Here is a 17,482-nt window from a genome sequence, read left to right on the forward strand (position 1 = left end):
GCTTTGCTAAGGTGAGTTGCCGCTTTCTCAACAAGGTGCGCGCTCATTGACCATTGGCGGCAGGTGAATTGACGAGAGAGGCTGGTTGTTGCTGCATTGAGCGGGCTGGTAGGGAGGATAAACAGGTGCACTTGCAGGGGATATGGCGCTAAGTGAGGACTGAATGAGTAAGGGCTAAATGAGTGAGGGCTGAGGGAGTCAGTGCAGTGAGAGGAGAAGGACACAAAGGGGTAAAAAAGCTGACCCCGGAGTGGCTCCGGGGTCAGTGGGGAGGGCGTTAGATCCGCCCCTGATAGCGCAGGGGGAAGCGGCCCTGACTATCTGGCTGGCCGAGGAAGGGGAGCCCTTGTTGCATCTGTGGTGGCAGTTCTGGGCCTGGCTTCAGGGTGCCCTGGAACAGGTATTGGCCATTGGGTTGCAGCTCGAGGCGACCGATGGTCTGCACGGCATCTGAGCCCTGCTTGAGTTCGGCCACCAGTTTGGAGTCGAGGCAGGTGAGTTTCAGATCGGGGTCGGCCAGATCCAGCTTGCCCGCCGGGGTATCTGCGCTGGCGTTGTACCAGTCGAGGTTGCCGTAGAGGTTGTCACACCAGGGGTTGCCCTGGGCAAACTGCTCCACTTTGAGCTGCAGCTGGCCGGTGACGGTGATCGGGATCGGCAGGCGTATCGGCACCCGGCTTAGCAACCAGGGGGCGGGGGCGTTGAGGGTCAGATCCCGGCCGAAGGCGGTGCCATTCCAGCCGACAACGCCCTGACCGTTGAGCCCGTTGCGATCACCAAAGCGAATGGCCACTTCGGGGGCGAAGCGCAGCAGCGACCAGCCGTTGAGATCCCAGCGCAGCTGGCTGACCGATTCGCTGGCATAGTGCAGCCGGGCCGCCTGGCCACTCCAGAGGGTGCCGCTTACCCCTTCCAGCTTCAGCTGGTTGGCCATGTTGGCCGGCAGCGGCAGATGGCGTGCCACCAGCGCCGCTGGCAGGGTCGCCAGCAGGAACATGAAATAGGCTGCCAGAAACAGGCTGGCAATCAGGATGGATTTTTTCATTGTGGGCGACTCAACTGCAAGCGTCTGACTTTGACCAGACCCGGGGCCAGCTCCTCGCGGGCGATCTCGATGATTTGAACCTGAATGCCGTGCTGCTCCACCAGAGTGGCGAGCCATAGCAGCAAGTCATCGAACTGGACCGTGTCGATCCACACCTGCAGTTCCTGCGCCTGGGGTTGCAGCCGGGCAATCTTGATCTTGTGGTTGAAGGCGGTGCGGTTGACGACCCCCTCCAGGGTGCCGCTGGTGTCGATCTGGCGACCCGTCCCACCCTGCATGGCCAGCACCTCTTCCCCTTTTTCCTTGAGCCAAGCGAGGGTCTGCTGCTGGTTCTGCACCTGCCGCTCCCGCTCGGCGATACGATTGTTGAGGGGATGCCAAGCGCTCCAGTAGAAGAGGCCGACCAGCAGCAGTATGCTGCCTGCGACCACCAGCCGCTGTTCCCGTGCGGTGATGCCCTGCCACCAGCTCTGCAATTTTTCCATCATGATGATTTACCCTTGAGCACCAGTGCGCCCTCTACCTTGCCCTCGGTGCTGCGCACCTCGCCCTGCTGCACCTCGAATTGTTTGCCTGCCAGCTCACGGAACCGCTCGATCTCGGCGAAGCCGGGAGCGGTCACCTGCAGCCGCAGCTCGCGGCGGCTGGCATCAAAGCGCATCACCTGTGGTTTCAGGCCGGGCACTTCGGCAAAGGTGGGGGCCAGCTCGGTCAGCATCAGCAGCACACCGTTTTGCGGTGTCTGTCCCATTCGTTGCAGGTGCTGGTTCATCTGGCTGCGCACGTTCACGATGCGGCTCTCCCCCGGGAAGATGCGGGTATAGACGGCACGGATCTCCGCTTTCAGCGCTTTGTCCTGCTCGGTGAGCTGATAGATCTGCACGCCGCGCTGGCCGAGGGCCACCAGCAGCAACAACCCAGCGGTGATGGCCACCTTGCGCCACTGCAACCAGTAGCGGGCATATTCGGTCTGGGGTCGGTAGGGGCCGGTCAGCAGGTTGGCCCGGCAGATGAGGGCTCCTTTGGCCAGCAGCAGCATGGGCAGCTCGGGCTCCGCCGCCTGCCAGTTGGCCGCGGCAATGGCGGGCACCGGGGTGTGGCTGTGGATGGTGACCGGCTCGGCTTCAGTCGCCAGCAAGATGGCCAGCAGCTGCTCGTCAGCCACGATCCCCTGACAGGGGCCCTGGCGCACCAGCCACTCGCTGCCGAGTTGCAGGGCTGACCAGCCATCGGCCGCCTGTGGCAGCGCCAGCACATCGGGCAGCAGATGCAGGCTCTTGAGGCCAGCGGCATCGAGCCAGCCGAGCCACTCGCCCATCTTCTGCCGATCCACCGCCATCAGATCCACCTGCGGGCCGGTGTGGGCCAGCACCACCAGATGAAGTTCGTCCACGTCGGAGGCGATCTGCTCTTCCAGCAGATAGGGGAGGGCCGCCGCCGACTGCCGGTTGTAGCGCCCCGGCAGGGTGACCCGGCGGAAGATCAGATCGCTGCCCGGCACTAGCGTGACAACGGGGCGGCCACCGGCCCGCTCCTGCAGCTCGCTTAGGGCATCGGCCGAGGGCAGGGTGCCGGAGGCGATGATCTCCTGCTCCTGACCGGACCAGACCAGCCAGGCCACGGGTTGTTGTTTATTGGTCCCCAGTCGGATGACCAGACTTTCGCTCACGCATCTCTCTCCTGCGATACCGGTCGCTCGGGCGTGTTGTGTGCCATGGCAACCGGTGCGCAGCCCGCAGGCTGCATCCCACATCTCTCGCATCCGCAGGCCAGGCCCGCGGGTGCACTGTTTATTCGGTGCCGCTACTGAGGCGGCGCAGCATGACCAGTTTATTGTCCTTGCCCCGCTGGAAGAGGCTCTCCAGCCAGGCGCGGTTGTCGCCGACCTCGGCAACCACCCGGGCCTCAAAGAAGTCGCTCTTGACCACCAGCGCCTCCTTGAGGCCTTGTACGCTCTCAAGAGGTACGGGCAGCTGGTCCATCATCAGCTTGATCTCTTTCCACCCCTTCCTGGGGCGATCGGTCAGTACCCGCTTGGCATCGTCGCTGCCAATCTTGCCAAGATAGAGGGCGACCAGCAGCTCGGGCCGCTCGGGTACCAGGGTATTGATATTGATCTTCAGCTTGTCGCTGGGCAGGGCGCAGACGTAGGGGGCCAGTTTGGCATAGACCCTGGCGGTCACCCCGCGCACCGCCCGCAACTCATCCCTGCCCAGCATCCACTGGTTGGCGGTGAGGTAGGGCGGCTTTAACCCCTCGTAATAGGCATCTTCGGCGCCAAGGCTCGAGACCAGCACGGTATTCTTGTCGGTCCAGTCGCGGATGGCATCGGTGAGCTGGGCCGCTTCGTAATCATCCAGCGCCAGCTCCTTGAGCAGGGTGCGGAACACCTGTACCTGATAGGGCTGCTTATCCAGATCCTCGCCGCTCCCCGCCTTGGAGGCCACGCTCAGGCTATTGAGGTTGAAGCAGGATTGCAGATCGGTCACCTCGCCCTTCAGTTGGCCATCATCCACCGGAAAAACCGTATTCTTGCGGGCCCAGTTCTGGCCTAGGTTGACCACTTCCGGGTCATCCTTGAAATCCTGTGCCAGCACCTTGCTCACCAGCGCCTCCGCCGAGAGGGCGTACCACCACGCCTGTTTGCCGCTGGTGATGTTGGCGGTGCGGCGCAACTCAAGTTGCAGGCGGCCGCTCATGTTGCTGGCGATGATCACCATCACCGAGAGGATCAGCAGCACCACCAGCAGGGCCATGCCGCCCTGGCGAGAGGGCGGCGTGCGATTAGCCCCCATTGGCGCCGCCTCCGTTCTGGCTGTCACCATTACCGCCATTGGCATTGCCGTTGCCGCTGTTGTTCCCGTTATTGCTGTCGTTGCCGCCCCCTTGATCGGGGTTGCTGCTCTGGCTGTTCTCCTCAGCGCGCTGGCCACCGGCACCGATCAGGAATTGGCGGCGAAGGGTACCGTAATCCTCCAGATCGAGCTCCACCGCCAGTCCGTGGGGCAGCACGCTGCGCTGGGTCCACTCCTCTTTCCAGCCCCCCTTGTCGAAGAAGTAGAGGCGAAACGCTGTGACCCCCGTCAGCACCGGCTGAATGCGCGGCTCGGTGCCGATCACCGGATCCGGATAGAGGTAGCTCAGCCGCTCCAGCGTCTGATCCTTGAGCCGCCAGCCGACCCGCTGCAAATGGGAGCGGGGCAGCATGCCATCCGGGTTGAGCCAGCCGCTGCGCATAAAGGTCATGCCCCAGTCATCGCTCTGCTGGCCAAAACGGGAGGCCGCCAGCAGCACCTTGTTGTTCTCCCCCTCGATGCGGCCGCTGCGCGGCACCATCTGGGTGACATCCCGCTCCAACAGGGTGAAGGCGAGCTGCAACTCGCCGAGGCGAGCCTCCTTGCGCTTGGCCACCTCGTCGCTGGTGAGCACCCCTTGCAGCACCTGATAGGCGCCCAAGCTGAGGCTGGCGAAGATGGCGATCGCCACCAGCATTTCGAGCAGGGTAAAACCGGCGAGGTGTGCGGGGCGAGGCGTGCGGGAGAAGGGCTGGATCATCGATTGATATAGGTCCGCATCATGGCCACTGGGTTCTCGGCCTTGGCCTCGGTACGCACTTCCATATCGAGCGCCCGGAAGTTGCTGTCGGCGGTTGCCACCCCGCGATAGCGCCAGTACCAGATGCTGCCCGCCATCTGTTCATCCCCTTCCACCCAGCTGTCGCCGGGCCACTTGTTCTCGAGTTTTTGCTGCACCAGCTGGTTCTCCACCACCCAGGTGGCGAGCGTCTTTTGCTCCAGATAGCTGAGGGCCGCGAGGTGCTCGCTGGCGGTTTTCATCACCGCAAGTCCAGCGATGGCAAACACCGCCAGTGCTACCATCACCTCGAGTAACGTCATGCCACGGGCGTTCAATTGGTTACCCCTTGAGCGTTTTGTTGGCACGGATGTGGTGCCACCATCACGTCTTTCTCAAACCAGGTCATGTCGTGGGCGTTCACTCGGACACCTCGTCTCCTTCATCGCCGGTGAGCAGGGTGAGGCGGCCGAACTCGTCACCCTTGACGATGCGGGTGTAGCGCGCCTCGTCATCCTGCTGGCTGAAGGTGAGCACGAAGGGGCTCAGCTCACCGCCCGGGAAGATCAGCAGTTGCGGCGTGCGCTCCTTCTCTTCGCGGGTCTGTTCGGTTTGCTGGTCGGGGTCCGGTTGCCAGCCAAAGCCTTCCAGCTCCAGTGCCAGCGCCATGTTGTCGGGCAACTGCACAGGGCCGAGCTGCTTGTCGCCGGTCAGGGCCAGCCACTTGCGATCCTTCAGCTGGCGCTGCATAAACTGCCAGCCGTTCTCCTCGATGCGCATGCCCACCAGCCGACCATCCATCACCGCATACTCCTGCGCCAGTTGCAGGGTCGCCATCAGGCGCCGTGCCTGCTTGTCGAGTACTCTGTCCCCTTTGGCGCCACCCATGCTGAGGGTGACGGCGGTGGCCACCAGTCCCATCAGCATGGCGACCAGCAACACTTCCAGCAGAGTAAAGCCGGATTGGCGATGAAAGGAGAGAGATCGCTTCATGCAGTCAGCTCACAAGGAGTGCGGTGGCGACATATCACTTATTGGAAATCCTTCAGGTTCCAGTTGCCGATGTCGTCATCGGTACCGGCTTCCCCATCCAGACCCATGGAGAAGATGTCGAGCTTGCCGAACTGGCCCGGGCTCAGCAGCTGGTACGGGTTACCCCAGGGATCTTGCGGCAGGCGCTTGATGTAGCCGCCATCACGGTAGCTGCGTGGCGCCGGATCGATGGAAGGCTTGGTCACCAGCGCGTCAAGACCCTGTTCGGTGGTCGGGTAGCGGTTGTTGTCCAGCTTGTACATGTCGAGGGCGTTTTCCAGCGCCACGATATCGGAGACCGCTTTCTGCTGGTCAGCCTTCTCCTTGTTGCCCATCAGGTTGGGCACCACCAGACTGGCCAGGATCCCCAGGATCACGATGACCACCATGACTTCCAGCAGGGTAAAACCGGATTGACGACGTTTGTGCATGACTAACTCCCTAACGAAATAAGATGGCGTGGGCCATCAGAAATTGACCATCATATTGTTGAACCGCGATTGTTCGATTACGCCTGTCGGCTAATCGAACCTACGGGTTCGACTGGATTGGCAGGTTCGAATAGCGACGCGTATTCGGACGTCCGAACCTTACATATTCACCATATTGTTGAGCTCGAGCGAATTGACTGCAGGATCGACCGACCTCATCTGCAGGCCAGTATCATAAATTCACCATGTTGTTGGGCTCCAGCGAATTGACTGCAGGATCGACCGACCTCACCTGCATGCCCGCATCATAAATTCACCATATTGTTGAGTTCCAGGATCGGCTGCAGGATCGACATCACGATAAACAGCACCACCCCGGCCATGGAGACCACCAGCATGGGTTCGAACACCCCGAGGGCGATGTTGACCTGGGATTCAAACTCCCGATCCTGGTTGTCCGCCGCCCGCTCCAGCATGCTGTCGAGCTCGCCGCTCTGTTCGCCGGAGGCGATCATGTGCAGCATCATGGGCGGGAAAATCTTGGTCTCGGTCAGCGACTTGCGCAGACTGGTCCCCTCGCGCACCCGCTCGGCGGCCTCGAGAATGCGCATTCTGGCAAAGTCGTTGGAGAGCACTTCGCCGGAGATCTTCATCCCTTCAAGCAGCGGCACCGCACTGGCGTTGAGGATGCTTAAAGTCCGGGCGAAGCGGGCAGTGTTGAGGCCACGGCTGACCCGGCCAATCACCGGCAGACGCAGGATCACCTGATGCCAGTGGCGGCGGCGCTTCTCATCGGTGAGCCACCAGCGCCAGACCAGACTGCCAGCAAACAGCAGCAGCAAGAACCAGAGACCATAGGCCTGCATCAGCTCGCTGGTGCCGATAAGAAAGCGGGTGGTGCCCGGCAACTGCTGACCCATGTGCTCGAACTGGGCCACCACCTTGGGCACCACGGCCGTGAGCAGGATCGAGATGACCCCGATGGCCACGCAGGTGAGGACGATGGGGTAGATCATCGCTTGCAGCAGCTTGGTGCGCATGTGCTGGCGCTGCTCGGTATAGTCGGCGAGGCGGTTGAGCACCTTCTCCAGATGGCCCGATTTTTCACCGGCTGCCACCATGGAGCGAAACAACTGGTCGAACACATGGGGAAAGGCTCCCAGCGAGTCGGCCAGCGAATAACCTTCCACTACCTTGCTGCGCACGGTCGCCACCAGACTGCGCAGGTGAGCCTTCTCACACTGCTCGGCAACCGCCTTGAGCGCCTCTTCGATGGTCAGACCGGCGCCCACCAGGGTCGCCAGCTGGCGGGTGATGAGGGCCAGCTCGGCGGTGCTGGCGCCACGACGAAACAGGGAGAAGCGGGTCGCTTCCCGTTTCGCCTTCTCGGTGGTCTCGTTTACCTCGAGGGGGGTGAGCCCCTGCTCGCGCAGCAGCTGACGTACCTGGCGGGCCGAGTCGCCCTCCATCACGCCGCTCTTGCTGCGCCCCTTGTTGTCGAGAGCCTTGTATTCGAATGCCGCCATCTCAATCTTCCCGGGTCACGCGCAGCACCTCTTCGAGGCTGGTTTGCCCCTGAAGGACCTTGTCGATGCCGTCACGGCGGATGCTGGGGGTGTGGCCGCGGATCAGCCGCTCGATGGCGAGCTCGCCGCTGGCACTGTGAATGGCTTCCCGCACCGCTTCGTCGATCACCACCAACTCGTGGATGCCGGTCCGGCCACGGTAGCCGGTGTGGTTGCACTGCTCGCAGCCGACCGGGCGCCACACCCGCTGGTCGGGGGCCAGTGCGATCCCCATGGCGAGGCGCTCCTGCTCGGTGACGGGGTGGGGGGCGCGGCAATCGGGGCAGAGGGTACGCACCAGCCGCTGAGCCAGCACCGCCAGCAGCGACGAGGAGAGCAGGAAGGGCTCGATCCCCATGTCCCGCATCCGGGTGATGGCGCCGATGGCGGTGTTGGTGTGCAGGGTCGACATCACCAGGTGACCGGTGAGGGATGCTTGCACGCCGATCTGGGCGGTCTCCAGATCGCGGATTTCACCCACCATCACCACATCCGGATCCTGACGCAAGATGGCGCGCAGACCACGGGCGAAGGTCATGTCCACCTTGCTGTTGACCTGGGTCTGGCCCACCCCTTCGAGATCATATTCGATGGGATCTTCCACCGTCAGTATGTTGCGATCCCGCGAGTTGATTTCTGACAAGGCAGCATAGAGGGTGGTGGATTTGCCGGAACCGGTCGGCCCGGTCACCAGAATAATGCCGTGGGGCTTGCGAATGAGCTCGCTAATGATGGTGCGGTTGGCCTTGGTCATACCGAGCTGCTTGAGCTCGAGGCGGACGTTGTTCTTGTCCAGTAGTCGCAGTACCACCCGCTCGCCGTAGCTTGACGGCATGGTGGAGACCCGCACGTCGACGGCGCGGCCGCCGATGCGCAGGGAGATCCGCCCATCCTGCGGTACCCGCTTTTCGGCGATGTCCATTCGTGACATCACCTTGATCCGCGACACCAGCAGCGAGGCGAGCTTGCGATGGGGGCGCAGGATCTCCCGCAATACCCCGTCGATGCGAAAGCGGATCACCAACGCCCGCTCGAAGGTCTCGATATGGATATCCGAGGCCTCCTCTTTTATCGCCTCGCTCAACATGGCGTTGATGAGGCGAATGATGGGGGCGTCGTCATCGGCATCCAGCAGATCTTCGCTCTGGGGCAGCTCTTCGGCCAGGGCGAAGAAGTCCATCTCGTTGCCGAGATCTTCCATCAGCTGGCGCGCCTCGGAGGAGTCGCGCTGGTAGTGGGCCATCAGCAGCTCTTCGAAGGCGTCGTTGTCGAGCTGCTCAACCGCGAAGCTGCAACCCGCCACCCGCCGCACTTCCAGCAGGGCTTGCGGGGTGACGCCGGGACGGCACTGCAGCACGGGGGCGCCGTCCCGCTCAATCAGGATCACCCCGAAGTTGCGGGCAAAGACGAAGGGGAGCTCGGGCAGGTGCGCAGGCCCGACGCTGCCGTCCAGATGATAGGCACTCATCAGGGCTGACTCTGCACAAACGGGGTGGTGCTGTCGGCAGTGTTTTGCTGGCGAATTTTTATCTGTTCAACCTGCTTTTGTACTTCCTTTTGCAGCTCGGGTGACACCATGACATCCTGACCGTAGGCGGGCAGCACCTGGCGGTTGGGCGAGGTGAGATAACGCTCCTGGGCGGCGGCGTCAAGCTGCTCTGCGCGGAACAGGGTGTACTTGTTGCTGGAGATGCCGGAGTAGACATTGGCATCGCGCAGTATGGTCGGCCGGATAAAGACCATCAGGTTGCGTTTGGCAGTGGTGTTGGAGGTGGAGCGGAACAGGTAGCCCAGTACTGGAATGTCGCCGAGCAGCGGCACCTTGGACACCTCTTCCTTGGTCTGCTCGTCCATCAGGCCGCCCAGCACCACGGTTTCGCCACTCTTGACCAGTACCGCGTTTTTGACGGTACGGGTATCAAAGGTAGGGCCCAGATCCGCCGTTCCGGTGGCTTGCGCCTTGGCCACGCTGGATACCTCTTGCTCAATGTTGAGCAACACCGCATCCCCTTCATTAATCTGGGGCGTCACAATCAGCTTGGTGCCGACGGTTTTACGCTCGATAGTGTTGAAGATGTTATCACCGGAGGTGGAACTCTGGGAGCCGCTCTGCACCGGCACCTCCTGACCCACGTTGAACGACGCCTCCTTATTGTCCATGGTGACGATGCTGGGGGTAGAAAGGATATCGTTCTTGGTGTTGGTGGAGAGCGCTGTCACCAGCATGGCCCAGTTTCCATGATAGAAACCGGCCGCCATACCGTTAAAGCCACTGAGCAAGTTGCCTACGTTTCCGTTATCTCCATCCTCGCCGTCTTTGGCGCCGAGCAGGGTGCCGAGGGGCAATCCTGAATTGCCAAATTGGGTTCCGCCCCCGCTGGTGTTGGCCCATTGCACCCCGAGGTTGAGGCCGTCACCGTCCTGCATTTCGACGATGATCGCCTCCACCAGCACCTGGGCGCGGCGGATATCGAGCTTGGCAATCACCTGTTCAAGTTCGGCCATCACGTCCGGCTGGGCGGTGATCACCAAGGCGTTGGTCGTCTCGTCGGCGGAGATGGCGAGCTTGCTGCCGCCGATGCTGCTACCTCCGGTTGTTGCCGCTCCCCCCTGCTTGCCAGTTTCAATGCTGGAGCTGACCCCCTTGAGCACGTCGACCATGTCTTTGGCCTTGCCGTATTTGAGGTAGAAGACCCGGGTATTGCCCTGGCTTTGCAGGTCACGATCGAGCTGGCGCACCAGCTGGATGATGCGAGCGCGCGCCTTGGGCTCGCCACTGACCACCACCGCATTGGTGCGCTCGTCAGCGACCACCTTGGGGCTCAGCAGCAGGCTGGCGGTACTCCCCTGGGTGTTGCCATCCTTGTTGAGGTTGGTGACCAGGCGCACCATTTCACCGGCGGAGGCGTATTTCAGCTTGATGATGTCCACCTCCTGATCGCCGGCGCGGTCGACCCGGTTGACGACTTCCACCAGACGATTGACCACGGCGGCACGGCCTGTAATCAACAGTACGTTGGAAGGATCGTAATGGACCACGTTGCCGCCGCCAGCATTGTCGTTGAGCTGACGCAGCAGGGGGGCGAGTTCGCGCACCGAGACGTTGCGCACCGGCACTACCCGGGTCACCATTTCATCGCCCATGCCCGGGTTGTTGCCATCCACCACCGGAATGGCGGAGGTCTTGGCATCCCGCGAACGCAGCACCTTGAGCACGCCGTTATCCATCGGCACCACGGCAAAACCGTAAACGTCTAGCACACTCAGAAAGAACTGATAGTACTGATCCTCGTTGAGCAGGTCATAGCTGCGCACGTTGATCTTGCCGCGCACCGAGGGCTCGATGATGACGGTGCGGTTGAGGTTCTTGCTCACTGTATTGATGAACTCTTCGATGTCGGCGTTCTTGAAGCTGGCCGAATACTCGGTGGCCCAGGCTGAACCTGCCATCATCAGTGCCGCCGCCATGGCGGCCAGACGCCAGCCTTTTGCTTTAGTGCTCATTCTTGGTACGACTCCAAAATCATTATTCTGACAAGCGAACATAGACATCGAACTGTTCACCCTGCCGCTCGACGGTCACTGTCAATTCGGTAGCGCTGGCCAGCTGCTGCATGGCTTGCATGGCTTGCATGTTGTCACGCAGATCCAGTCCGTTGATGCTGATAGCCAGATCATTGGCCTTCAGCCCGCTCTGGTTGAAGAGTTCCGGATTGCTGCCCGGGTTGAGGCGATAACCGGCCATCTGGCCATCCATTTGAACCGGTGAAATATTGAGGTAATCGGTGATCTTGGCCGGATCGGCCATCAGCTCGCCGCGCAGGGAGCCAAGGGGGGGAGCTTTTGCTGTTTGTGGCAGTGGCTTGCCATACTCCTCGCCATCCAGCATCAGGGTCTCGTCGCGGCCATCCCGCTCTATGATGACCCGATCCGGATAGACCTGTCGGATCCGACCCTGGGTGCCGATAATCATATCGCCGATCCCGTAGGAGTTCTGGGTGCCGGACATGGTGATGATGGCGATGGATTTGGCGGGATCCGAGCTCGCCAACACCCCGTTGAGCTGGGCATTGAGCTGGGTACGCGGGGCATTGGTGGCCAAGGTGGCGGCTTGGGTCTGCGTCTTGGGGATCGCCTTGCCAAACAGGGCCAAACGGCTGAGCTCGCCCAGTTCAAGGCGTGGGGTGCTCTGGCTGTTGACCGCCACGATGGACGGTTGCCACGGCTGGCTGGTTTGCGGGCTGGCCAGGGTGAACAGACGCCAGGTAAGGGCCGCGCTCTGCTGGGCCAACATAATCAGCAGCGCCAGAAAGGCCAGCTGGGTGACTCTGGTCATGGGCAGCCGCCGGCACTGGGCCAGTAGCAGGGTCAAGATGTCATCCCTGAATCGTAGCGTCATATTAATCAACAAATTCCAGGCTCTGGGGCGGCTGCGTATTGTGTACGGCTGTTTGCCGTGACACAACGGGTCCGGGCACTCCAATGCGCAAAAATGCATATTTCATCACATCTGGACTGAATGAGTGCTGACAAAAGTAGTCGCCCTCAGTTGCGGTACTGGTCATAACCGCACTGTGTGGTGATTGTTTATGCGGCATCCGACAGTGCAGCCTTGCCGGTGATGGCTCACGGGGTCCAATCCTGCAATGCCTTGAGGGTCACGCTCTGGCCGGCCACCTGCAGCACTATGTACTGCTGATCGATGGTGGCGAGCACGACCCCCGGCGCTATCTCGCTGCCCTCCCGGTATTCGCGGCCATTGAGCACCACGGCACGCTTGGCGGGATTGGAGGAGAACACATGAGAGCCATAGCTGAACGCGGGCACCTGCTGGCGCACCGACTGCGGCGCCGCTGCCAACGCCATCAACTGGGCCGGTTGCACGTTCTGGTTGGCCGGGTTGGGCAGCTCCTGCAACGGGGTTTCATTAAGCGCCCGCATCAGCTGCTCGGCCAGACTCAGCGAGGGGAATTTTCCCTGGCTGGCCCCTTCGTTTCTGGCGACTGCCTTGGTTTGCACCACAGGCTCCGGCAGGGGAGGGGGCAGGGGGCGAGTCACCATCGCCTTGGGCTCGACCCGCACGAAGGGCGGGGTGATCACCTCTTTCACCTCCACCTTCTCCTCGAGGGGGCGCAGGTGGATCAGGTGCCAGCCATAGTTGGCGCCCGCCCCCAGCAGCAGGGCAAGGGGGGCCAGCAGCCAGCCGATGCGGCGGGGGCTGCGCTCCTCTTCCCGGGGCATGGGCAAGCCCATGGCCGGAATATGGGCAGATAGCGGCGGTTGCTGAGCGCGGCGCAGCGCCTTGAGCAGGGTAGACATCAGGAGGCCTCCTCCAGTCTGGGCATGGGTTCACCGGAGAGGGCGTTGAGGCGCAGCAGGGTATTGCTGCCCGCGATGCCATCCGGGGTGAGCCCCTGATCCCGCTGGAACTGTTGCAACTTGTGCTTGAGCTCGCCATCGAAGCGGCGCACCTTGCGCTCGGGTTGCTGCAGCGCACGGCTGAGGGCGTTGTCGAGCCACTGGATCTGGGTCTGGCCAGCGTTGCTGGCGATCAGGTTGACGCCCCCCTTGGGCATACGCCATAGCAGGGTGTAGCTGCCGCCCCAGTTGTCGCTGAGCCACTGACGATCAACCTGCCAGCTCTGGTCGCCGATCATCAAGCTGGCCTTGCCCGGCCCCAGATTGACCAGGGTCGCGTAATAGAGGCTGCCAGTCTGGTCAGTGAGCGTGATCATGGCGGGATGCTGCAGGGCGCGCAGCTCGTCGAGGCTCGCCTCGCCTTCCTGACAGCGCAGGCCGGCGCGAGGGGCATTGTCGCAGGTCGCCTCGAACGGTTCCGGTTCATAACCCCAGACCCGATAGAGATTTTGCATAGCGCTGTCGGGGTCGATAGCCTGATTGATCGCCTCGGTTAGCTGCTCCTGCTGCTCGGCGGTCTCGTCGATGGTGACCGGCACCTCGACCTTGACCACAGGACGCTCCGGGAAGATGCCAAAGAGCTGCCAGCCCCACCAGCCTGCGACCACCAGCAGGGCGCCCGCCAGCGTCACCATCAGACCGGAGGCCCAGCTTCCTTCGTCCCGAACGCCATTGACCTCGAAGGCAGCCTGGCTGATATCGCTGTGGACAATTTTGTAGCTGCCACGGGCGAAGGCGGCGATCAGGGCGCGATCACAGATAAGGTTGATCAGGCGGGGAATACCGCCGCTCAGACGGTGGAGTGTCTTGATGGCGCGCGGGGTAAAGATGGGTTGCACGCAGCCGGCGACCTGCAGGCGAAAACGGACATAGGCATCGACGTCGCTGTGGGAGAGCGGCAGCAGGTGGTAGCGGGCGGTAATGCGCTGGGCCAGCTGACGCAGCAGCGGTTGGCGCAGCATCTGTTGCAGCTCGGGTTGGCCGATCAGCACCACCTGCAGCAGTTTTCGTTCGTCGGTCTCGAGGTTGGTGAGCAGACGCAACTGCTCCAGCACCCCCGGCAGCAGGTGCTGCGCCTCATCCACCAGTACCACGCTGCGCTTGCCTGCCGCCAGGTTGGCCAGCAGGTGATCGCGGATCAGGTCGAACAGCTGCTTGAGCCCGGCATCATTGGCATAGGCGAGTTGAAACTCGTCACAGATGGCCGCCAGCAGATCCCGTTCGGTTAGCGAGGGGTTGAGGATGTAGGCGATCTCGGTCTCGGCGGGCAGCTGTTGCAGCAGGCAGCGGGAGACAGTGGTCTTGCCGGTGCCCACTTCGCCGGTCAGCAGCACAAAGCCACCGCCATCCTGCAATCCATAGTTGAGATGAGCAAGGGCCTCGCCGTGGCGCTCACTCATATAGAGATATTTGGGATTGGGCGAGATGGAAAACGGGTGTTCCGAGAGGCCGAAGAACTGTGTGTACATGAGGGTATTCTTTTGTAGCCGGAAACAGATGAAAAATGTCTTCGGATGATAGCAAACCTCGCTTTCATTGGAAGCCATCATTGGTCAAGGAGGGCAAATTGCAGACTTTCCCTGTCATCTTGTGATCCCGGTTGCGTCATCGGCATGAACCTGGATCACAAAATGAAAAAAAACATCTGTAAATAAAGGGAGATATCAATATCGCAGCCGCGTGGCCAAGGCCTGATGTGTGCTTCTGAACTGGTTATTTTCAGACCTGTTCGCACACCTGTGCTGGCCCGGGTCGTCGCCTCAGATCTCGCTACCGGGTGGTCGGGTTATTCTCTGGCTGGTGGTTATCCTGAAACTGCGCGGCAATCTCCCTGAACTGCGCCTCGCAGGCGATAAAAGCCGCGACGATGCCGGGATCAAAATGGCTGCCGCTCCCCTTCACGATGAGCTCCTTCGCCTTCTCATGGTTGAAGGCGGGTTTGTAGACCCGCTTCGAGATGAGGGCATCATAGACATCCGCTACCGCCATCAAGCGCCCGGAGAGGGGAATAGCCTCAGCGACCAGCCCGGTCGGATAGCCGCTGCCATCCCACTTCTCGTGGTGAGCGAGGGAGATCTCCCTGGCCAGCCGCAGGAAGGAGTTGGAACCCAGCTGCGCTTCGGCGTTCGCCAGCGCATCGGCGCCGATCTGCGGGTGGCGCTTCATGATGGCGAACTCCTCGTCGGTCAGCTTGCCCGGTTTGAGCAGGATAGCATCGGGAATGCCCACCTTGCCTACATCGTGCAGGGGGGCTGACTTGAACAGCAGATCGATGGTGGCGTCGTCCAGCGGGTAGCGGGCCTGTTCGTGGCGGCTCAGGTATTCGGCCAGCACCTTGATGTAGTGTTGGGTACGGATGATGTGGGCGCCGGTCTCGTTGTCCCGGGTCTCCGCCAGGGAGGCGAGGCCGAGGATGGCTACGTCCCGGGTCAGGTGTAGCTCGTCATGGCGCGCTTTCAGCTCCCCGATCATCTGATTGGTGCTGGCGGCAATCAGGCCAAATTCATCATCCCGGGTGACCGGCACCCGGGCATCGAAGTCACCGCATTGCACTCTGGCCATGGTGCGGGTCTGGTGCATCAGGGTCAGGGAGAGGTTGCGGCCATAGCCGTGAATGATCAGAGAGAGATAGCCGAAAGTCACCGCCATCACGAAGGCTATTTCCAGCAGTATGTAGTGCTGGGCTACGAGGTGCGGCAAGGTATCCCCGACCGTGATCAGCCACTCCAGATCCTTGTTGAGCAGCAGGAAGAAGACGGCTCCCAGCAGGGTGAGGGTCGCCAGGGTAAAGAGGGTGAACTTGCGTGAAACCGGCATCGCCAGCGGATGGCTCAGGGCGAAGGAGCCCTGCTGTTCCCGCTGTCGGGCACTGAGCCAGCCCCGGGCCAGGGTCAGATCGGCCGCCACCAGAAAGCCGAGGGTGGCCATCCCCAGCAGCACCTTGAGGTGACTCTCCAGCGGAAAGTCGTGGGCCAGGGCGTTGTAGCCCGAGAGCAGCAGTGCCCCCAGCAGGTAAAAGCCTACCTCCAGTCCGAACCCATTCAGCCCGTTGCGCGGCAGGGGCCGCCTTGAGAGCAGCCCGTTGCGCACGGCGAACATGATGGCGAACGTCACCAGGGTCGGCCCCAGCAACTGGGGCAGGGTGAGACTCTCGAGAAACGGGCAGACCTGCCAGCCATAGAGACAAAATAGTGACAGGGTTACCCCGTAGTGCAGGGCGCAGCGTCCCGTGATCCTCTGCATATTCCCACCCATGTTGCTGGTTATTGTTATGTCGGCGGGAGGCCCGCCACTAAAGGCGCCGTAGCAGCAGGCTACCGATGGAGTAGCCTGCGCCAAAGGAGCAAAGTACGCCGCGGGCCCCCGCAGGAAGGTCGCGATTGTACAGATGAAACGCGATGATGGAACCCGCCGAGCTGGTATTACCATAGCTATCAAGAATGACCGGCGCCTCCTGCTGGCTGGCATCGTGACCGAGCAGCTTGCGACCGATGAACTGGTTCATGGTGAGGTTGGCCTGATGGAGCCAGAGCCGGTTCAGGCTCTCGGCAGACCAGCCCTGCTCATCGAGCTGGCTGGCAATCTGGTCGCACACCATGGGCAGCACCTCCTTGAACACCTTGCGTCCCTGCTGGCGAAACAGCTTGTCATCGCCGTAGCGGGTGCGCGGGCTCAGCCGGTTCAAAAAGCCGAAGTTGTTGCGGATGTTGTTGGAATAGTCGGTTACCAGCTTGCTGGCTATCAGTAGCCAGGGGTTGGCTACCTTGCAACCGGCCTCCCGCTCCAGCAGCACCGCGGTGCAGGCATCACCGAAGATAAAGTGGCTGTCCCGATCGCGAAAGTTGAGGTGGCCCGAGCAGATCTCCGGGTTGACCACCAGTGCCAGTTTAGCGGTGCCAGCCGCCAGCATGTCGGCGGCTGTTTTGATGCCGAAGGTAGCGGACGAGCAGGCCACGTTCATGTCAAAGGCCATGCCGCTCGCTCCCAGATAGTGCTGCAGCTCGATGGCCAGCGCCGGATAGGGGCGCGGCATGTTGGAGGCGGCGACGATGATCAGGTCGATCTCCCCCGGCTCGCGGCCGGCGGCGATCAGCGCCTGCTCGGCGGCGGCCACCGCCATCTCCACCATGATGGAGGGCAACTCATCGGGACGCTCCACCATCAATGGCTGCATGATGTCGGGATCCAGCACACCGTCCTTGCTCACCAGATAACGGCTCTTGATGCCGGAGGCCTTCTCGATGAACTCGCAGCTCGAATGCTGCTTGGCGGGGAGCTGGCCGGCGTCGATGGCGGAGGCATTCTCCTCGTTGTAGAGATCCACATACTGGTTGAAGGCGGCCACCAGCGCTTCATTGCTGACGGCAAAGGGTGGGGTATAGAGGCCTGAGCCACTGATCACGATAGAGGTCATCTTT

The 17,482-nt window shown here is 61.8% G+C and carries 15 protein-coding genes and 1 pseudogene; all 16 read right to left on the bottom strand.

Annotated elements, in window-relative coordinates:
* Nucleotides 1-277: 277 nt before the first annotated feature.
* Nucleotides 278-1,045 carry a GspN family type II secretion system protein ExeN gene (gene exeN, locus BN1125_RS00720; protein WP_042009870.1) on the bottom strand — a complete coding sequence of 256 codons (768 nt, stop codon included), beginning with the start codon at nt 1,043-1,045 and terminating at the stop codon, nt 278-280.
* Nucleotides 1,042-1,533, bottom strand: coding sequence for a GspM family type II secretion system protein ExeM (exeM, locus tag BN1125_RS00725; RefSeq protein WP_042009872.1), 492 nt, complete (start codon nt 1,531-1,533; stop codon nt 1,042-1,044). Before exeM ends, exeN begins: the two co-directional genes overlap by 4 nt.
* Nucleotides 1,530-2,714, bottom strand: coding sequence for a GspL family type II secretion system protein ExeL (exeL, locus tag BN1125_RS00730; protein WP_042009873.1), 1,185 nt, complete (start codon nt 2,712-2,714; stop codon nt 1,530-1,532). The genes exeM and exeL overlap by 4 nt, the downstream gene beginning before the upstream one ends.
* Before the next feature lie 121 nt (nt 2,715-2,835).
* Complete coding sequence (exeK, locus tag BN1125_RS00735; protein WP_084202215.1) at nt 2,836-3,840, bottom strand: GspK family T2SS minor pseudopilin variant ExeK; 1,005 nt, start codon at nt 3,838-3,840, stop codon at nt 2,836-2,838.
* A gap of 112 nt (nt 3,841-3,952) precedes the next feature.
* Nucleotides 3,953-4,600: pseudogene (gene gspJ, locus BN1125_RS00740) on the bottom strand (type II secretion system minor pseudopilin GspJ); the annotation flags it as partial.
* Nucleotides 4,597-4,956 (bottom strand): GspI family T2SS minor pseudopilin variant ExeI, encoded by a 360-nt coding sequence (gene exeI, locus BN1125_RS00745; protein WP_042009878.1) that lies wholly within the window; start codon nt 4,954-4,956, stop codon nt 4,597-4,599. The pseudogene gspJ and the gene exeI, both read right to left, overlap by 4 nt.
* An 82-nt stretch (nt 4,957-5,038) precedes the next feature.
* Nucleotides 5,039-5,611 carry a GspH family T2SS minor pseudopilin variant ExeH gene (gene exeH, locus BN1125_RS00750; RefSeq protein WP_042009879.1) on the bottom strand — a complete coding sequence of 191 codons (573 nt, stop codon included), beginning with the start codon at nt 5,609-5,611 and terminating at the stop codon, nt 5,039-5,041.
* Nucleotides 5,612-5,649: 38 nt separating this feature from the next.
* Nucleotides 5,650-6,081: a GspG family T2SS major pseudopilin variant ExeG gene (gene exeG, locus BN1125_RS00755; protein ID WP_042009882.1), complete on the bottom strand. Its 432-nt coding sequence runs from the start codon at nt 6,079-6,081 to the stop codon at nt 5,650-5,652.
* 305 nt (nt 6,082-6,386) lie between these two features.
* Nucleotides 6,387-7,607, bottom strand: a complete 1,221-nt coding sequence (gene exeF / locus BN1125_RS00760) for a GspF family T2SS innner membrane protein variant ExeF (RefSeq protein ID WP_042009886.1) — start codon at nt 7,605-7,607, stop codon at nt 6,387-6,389.
* A 1-nt stretch (nt 7,608) separates the two neighbouring features.
* A complete protein-coding gene (gene exeE, locus BN1125_RS00765; RefSeq protein ID WP_042009889.1) occupies nt 7,609-9,114 on the bottom strand; it encodes a GspE family T2SS ATPase variant ExeE in 1,506 nt (501 codons plus the stop codon).
* Entirely contained in the window at nt 9,114-11,150 is a 2,037-nt protein-coding gene (gene exeD / locus BN1125_RS00770; protein ID WP_042009891.1) for a GspD family T2SS secretin variant ExeD, read from the bottom strand. Before exeD ends, exeE begins: the two co-directional genes overlap by 1 nt.
* A gap of 22 nt (nt 11,151-11,172) precedes the next feature.
* A complete protein-coding gene (gene exeC, locus BN1125_RS00775) occupies nt 11,173-12,018 on the bottom strand; it encodes a GspC family type II secretion system variant ExeC (protein ID WP_280136054.1) in 846 nt (281 codons plus the stop codon).
* Nucleotides 12,019-12,272: 254 nt separating this feature from the next.
* A complete protein-coding gene (gene exeB / locus BN1125_RS00780) occupies nt 12,273-12,965 on the bottom strand; it encodes a GspB family T2SS assembly factor variant ExeB (protein ID WP_042009895.1) in 693 nt (230 codons plus the stop codon).
* Nucleotides 12,965-14,533, bottom strand: coding sequence for an ExeA family protein (locus tag BN1125_RS00785; protein WP_042009897.1), 1,569 nt, complete (start codon nt 14,531-14,533; stop codon nt 12,965-12,967). Before BN1125_RS00785 ends, exeB begins: the two co-directional genes overlap by 1 nt.
* A gap of 301 nt (nt 14,534-14,834) precedes the next feature.
* Nucleotides 14,835-16,307, bottom strand: a complete 1,473-nt coding sequence (locus BN1125_RS00790; RefSeq protein ID WP_042009898.1) for an HD domain-containing phosphohydrolase — start codon at nt 16,305-16,307, stop codon at nt 14,835-14,837.
* A gap of 49 nt (nt 16,308-16,356) precedes the next feature.
* On the bottom strand, nt 16,357-17,478 hold the full coding sequence (locus BN1125_RS00795; protein WP_042009900.1) for a beta-ketoacyl-ACP synthase III: 1,122 nt from the start codon (nt 17,476-17,478) through the stop codon (nt 16,357-16,359).
* Nucleotides 17,479-17,482 lie beyond the last annotated feature (4 nt).

Source organism: Aeromonas fluvialis (genome assembly GCF_000819885.1).
Taxonomy (GTDB): domain Bacteria; phylum Pseudomonadota; class Gammaproteobacteria; order Enterobacterales; family Aeromonadaceae; genus Aeromonas; species Aeromonas fluvialis.